General features: G+C 43.4%; 3 protein-coding genes and 1 pseudogene. All 4 read left to right on the plus strand.

The annotated features are described in order from the left end of the window. Nucleotides 1-1,071: pseudogene (locus AOQ29_RS07360) on the plus strand (hypothetical protein); the annotation flags it as partial. Between the two features lie 173 nt (nucleotides 1,072-1,244). Beyond that, nucleotides 1,245-1,949, plus strand: coding sequence for a response regulator transcription factor (locus tag AOQ29_RS07365; RefSeq protein ID WP_061993832.1), 705 nt, complete (start codon nucleotides 1,245-1,247; stop codon nucleotides 1,947-1,949). Nucleotides 1,950-1,954: 5 nt separating this feature from the next. Further along, nucleotides 1,955-3,346: a sensor histidine kinase gene (locus tag AOQ29_RS07370; RefSeq protein WP_061993833.1), complete on the plus strand. Its 1,392-nt coding sequence runs from the start codon at nucleotides 1,955-1,957 to the stop codon at nucleotides 3,344-3,346. Between the two features lie 166 nt (nucleotides 3,347-3,512). Beyond that, nucleotides 3,513-4,165: glycosyltransferase family 2 protein (locus AOQ29_RS07375; protein ID WP_061993834.1), on the plus strand; the 653-nt coding region annotated here is incomplete at its 3' end.

Below are 4,165 nucleotides of genomic sequence, written 5' to 3' on the forward strand. Positions count from 1 at the left end.
AACCATCCGGGCTATGAGTTCCCGGCTAGCCATTGGATTTTAATGGGAACAAATGAAAAATACGAGGGGATGTACGCTGACAACGACGTCGCTAAAGACATCGCTCTCCCCACTGTCCAAGCCAGGAAAAATTACGATGATCGGCAGATTTTAAACCGGCTTGGTCAGCTTGGCCCTCTTGGCTTGATCCATCTTTGGACCGAAAAACTATCAATTCTCCTCGATACCAGTCAAATTCAAGATTGGTACAATGGTGGTTTCCAATCAGCACCAGCTTGGTACCAAAAGCGGTCATACTTATTTCAAAAACTAACCCTCATCACCTATGCAGCAGCTACCATTACCCTTTGGCTCCTCTTAATCAGTCGTTTAGTAAAATGGCGCCCTGATTTAAGGCAACACCAAGAAGTCATAACCTTTTTGGCCGTGATGATTGCCCTAGCCTACTTAGCCTTCCATACCATTTTGTGGGAAACTGAACCCCGCTACGGACAAATTATCTTGCCACTCCTCTTGTTCATCACCAACGCCCTGCCACAGGGCCAGGCAGTGACCGAGAAAAAAGTTCATCTCCGAATTTACCGGCGTTTTTGGCTGCAAGCCAGCCTTGTCGGTTCTTCGGCCGCCATCTTTTTGATTTTCTCCCAACACATTCAATTAGACGATAATGTAGTCGCTGCTCAGCAAAGTCAATTGTCTACCCAATACAAGGCCAAACCGACGGCCATTGCTCCTGGAACAACCCTATCTGAAAAAATAAAATTAAATAAATCAGCCGACTATATTGACGTTCAAGTCCATGCCAATTCAACAGTTACCGCGAACCTAGTCGATAACCAAGGAAATGAAGTTAGTCGTTTAACCTATTCGGACGGAGACTACACCAGTAAGGAAAAAATTCAACCCGGCTCTTACCGCTTGGTCCTTACTAATCAGAGCTCTCAAAACCAATTAGTTGACGTTGTTCAAACCTATAATTATCAGCTTTCACCCTATCCGCTCGCGATTAACGGGACTGAATATAAGGATGCTTCCTTAATTTTCAACGTTCTTTTAACTGAAAAGCGGTAAGAACGAGACGTTTTGATTCTTATTCACTTAATTGATAACCACCAGCCTCGGTCCTTTGATCAAGGTCTTTGTTTATAGTGATTAAAAACAAGAACTGAATTGGCAAAATCGTGCTATTATGCCTAGTGTAGCCTTTTCAGTGTTAAAAAAACGCGAAACAAGGAGTCCTAACAATGCAACCGACCTTATTACTAGTTGAAGACGAAGACGGCCTGGCCAGTTCCCTAAAAACCGAATTCGAATTTGAAGGTTTTACTGTTATTCGGGCCAAGGATGGTTTAGAGGCCCTCGAAATGTTTCAAAGTCATCCTGCAATTAATGTCATTATTTTAGACTGGATGTTGCCGAAACTTGACGGTTTTAGCGTTTTGCGTAAAATCCGTAAAACCAGTGATGTTCAAATTATTATGCTGACTGCCCGAGACTACATTGGTGACCGAGTGGCCGGTTTAACAGGTGGAGCCGATGACTACCTGACCAAGCCCTTTGAAATGGAAGAATTATTAGCTCGAGTGGCAATTGCCTTACGTCACGGTCAACCAGCACCGACTGTCGAAACTGGTGCCCTATTGACTGTCGCTGACTTGTCGGTCAACACTACCACCAAAAGAGTTAGCCGCGGACTGGATATTTTGCCACTAACCCAACGGGAATACGAACTCCTCGTGGTGCTATTAACCCATCAAAATGATTCTTGCTCTCGTGATTTCTTACTCGACAGCGTCTGGGGCATTGATTTTAATGGTCAACCCAGTATTTTAGATGTCTATGTCCGCAGTCTGCGGGCCAAAGTCGATGCTGATTCCTACGGCAAGAAACTAATTCATACGATTCGCGGCGTTGGCTACATGCTCTCCGACCACGTTGCAGACTGGTAAGTTGAATGAAAAAAAATAAAGAAAAACAAACCAGTGCCAGCATCATGTTGCGCCACCTGTTAAAAATGATGGTGACCTTTACCTTGCTTTTTTCCTTGGCTATTATTTTGGCAATTAGCCATCAACTGCTGACCGAGGTGGCCACAAACTCAGAACATATCACACACAGTCTCAAAAAGACCAAAATTGATAGTGACCATGACTGGCATTATTGGCGCAAGAACAGCACGTTAGATACCAGCTATAGCTATGTCTACGTTCATAATGTTCGAAAAAACGCTGCCGTAGAACATTATTTTTCACCCAAGGCCGATGACATTTTGGCTATCAAGCCCATTAAGGTACCTCTAATTAGCAACCTCTACTTCCGTCCCGGCTTCGGTCTCCTATACCACCGTCTCGTCTATTCCGATGGTATTTACTACACCCTCTGGCAAAGTCTCAGCCCTCAACTCGCCGTCCTAAACCGAATTATCTTAGTTACCTTGGCTATTTTAGTTCTGACACTAATAACGACTCCACTGTATATTAAACGGCTAACACGACGACTAACAGATCCGTTGACTGAACTCTCAGAAAAAACGAAATTAATCAATAGCTTAAAAGAACCTGGAACATCCCAGCTACCTGTCCCAGTACAGCCAAGTGAAGTCACTGATTTGGCAACTAATTTCAATGACTTATTAACAGTTCTTGGTAAACGACAAGAACAAAAGGAAATTTTTATTTTAAATGCTGCCCATGAGTTACGAACACCCATTGCTACGATTCGTAGCAATGCTCAACTAATTGAACGACACGGGCATGCCCATCCTGAAATTATTGATCAATCGGTCGCCTACATTACTGAGGAATCGCGGGCAATGCAGCAACTAATTGACAACCTGCTGACCCAAATTCGAGCCAACCAACTCGTTGTAGATTTTCAACGAGTCGATTTAACAGTTATCATCCAAGAAACGATTAATAAGGTTCAAAAATCAATTAGCCAGCCCATCATCTTTAATGGGCCAGCCAGTTTGGCTGTGACCAGCCACGGCGGGGCAATCGAACAGATTTTAACTAATTTCATTATGAATGCCGGCAAGTATTCACCGACTGACCAACCAATCCTAATCAACCTCAACCAAGACGATTCTGGTACCTGCACAATTGCTGTGCAAGATAATGGAAGTGGTATCAAAGAAGCGGATAAGGCCCACGTTTTCGAGCACTTTTTCCGAAGTGACGAGGTTCGCAGTTCTGTACCAGGAACAGGTCTCGGCCTACCCATTAGTGCTCACCTTGCACAGGTTATTGACGGCACAATCACAATCCGTGACAACCATCCCCAAGGCACGATTTTTCAACTGTCATTGCCCGCTACACCAAACCTTTCATCCAGTTCATCTTCATAAGTCCCTGACGGGACTTTTTTTATGAGTTTTTGATTGGATCCTTAACTAATATTCTAAACAATAATGATTAAAACTTAATTTTTTTAAGATTTATTTTATATTATATGTGTAGCAAAATCATCAAAATTCCCTTATGCTAGTAGAATCATACAGAAAGACTACGCCTATGCCGACCGAAAAATTAACAATTGTTATTCCAGCCTTCAATGAGGAAGAAACCTTACAATCTTCCGTTCAAAGACTCCTTGAAATTGAAGACCAAATCGCTGCGTCTACAAAGTCTGATACAAACTTTTTAGCCAACATTTTAATTGTTGACGATGGATCGAGTGACCAAACTTGGCAAAAAATTGAACAATTAAATCGGTATTCTTCACGTATCGAGGCTCTAAGCTTTTCACGTAACTTTGGTCATCAAAATGCCCTTTTAGCTGGCCTCGCTGAAGCCGTTCAATCGGCCGATATGATTGTGACCATTGATGCCGATTTACAGGACGACCCAACTAAGATTGTCGACATGGTGGAGATGTATCGGAATGGGACCGATATTGTTTACGGAGTCCGTTCCAATCGGTCTTCTGATACCTGGTTCAAGCGCTTTACGGCTAACTCATACTACCGGTTTCGCCAGCTATTGGGGGTTAATTTGATTCCTAACCATGCCGATTTCCGCCTAATGTCTAAGGAGGCGGTCAATGCCCTCCTAAAGTACCATGAGCAAAACGCCTTTATCCGTGGGTTGATTCCTAAGCTCGGTTATACCAGCGAAAAGGTCTATTATAAGCGGGCTCCCCGAGCCGTTGGAGAAACAAAGTACCC

The organism is Fructobacillus ficulneus, from assembly GCF_001047075.2.
In the GTDB taxonomy this organism is placed as follows: domain Bacteria; phylum Bacillota; class Bacilli; order Lactobacillales; family Lactobacillaceae; genus Fructobacillus; species Fructobacillus ficulneus.

Excerpts from the sequence above, each read along its gene's own strand:
- AOQ29_RS07370 (WP_061993833.1), top strand. The coding sequence starts at position 1,955 with ATGAAAAAAAATAAAGAAAAACAAACCAGTGCCAGCATCATGTTGCGC.
- AOQ29_RS07365 (WP_061993832.1), top strand. The coding sequence starts at position 1,245 with ATGCAACCGACCTTATTACTAGTTGAAGACGAAGACGGCCTGGCCAGT.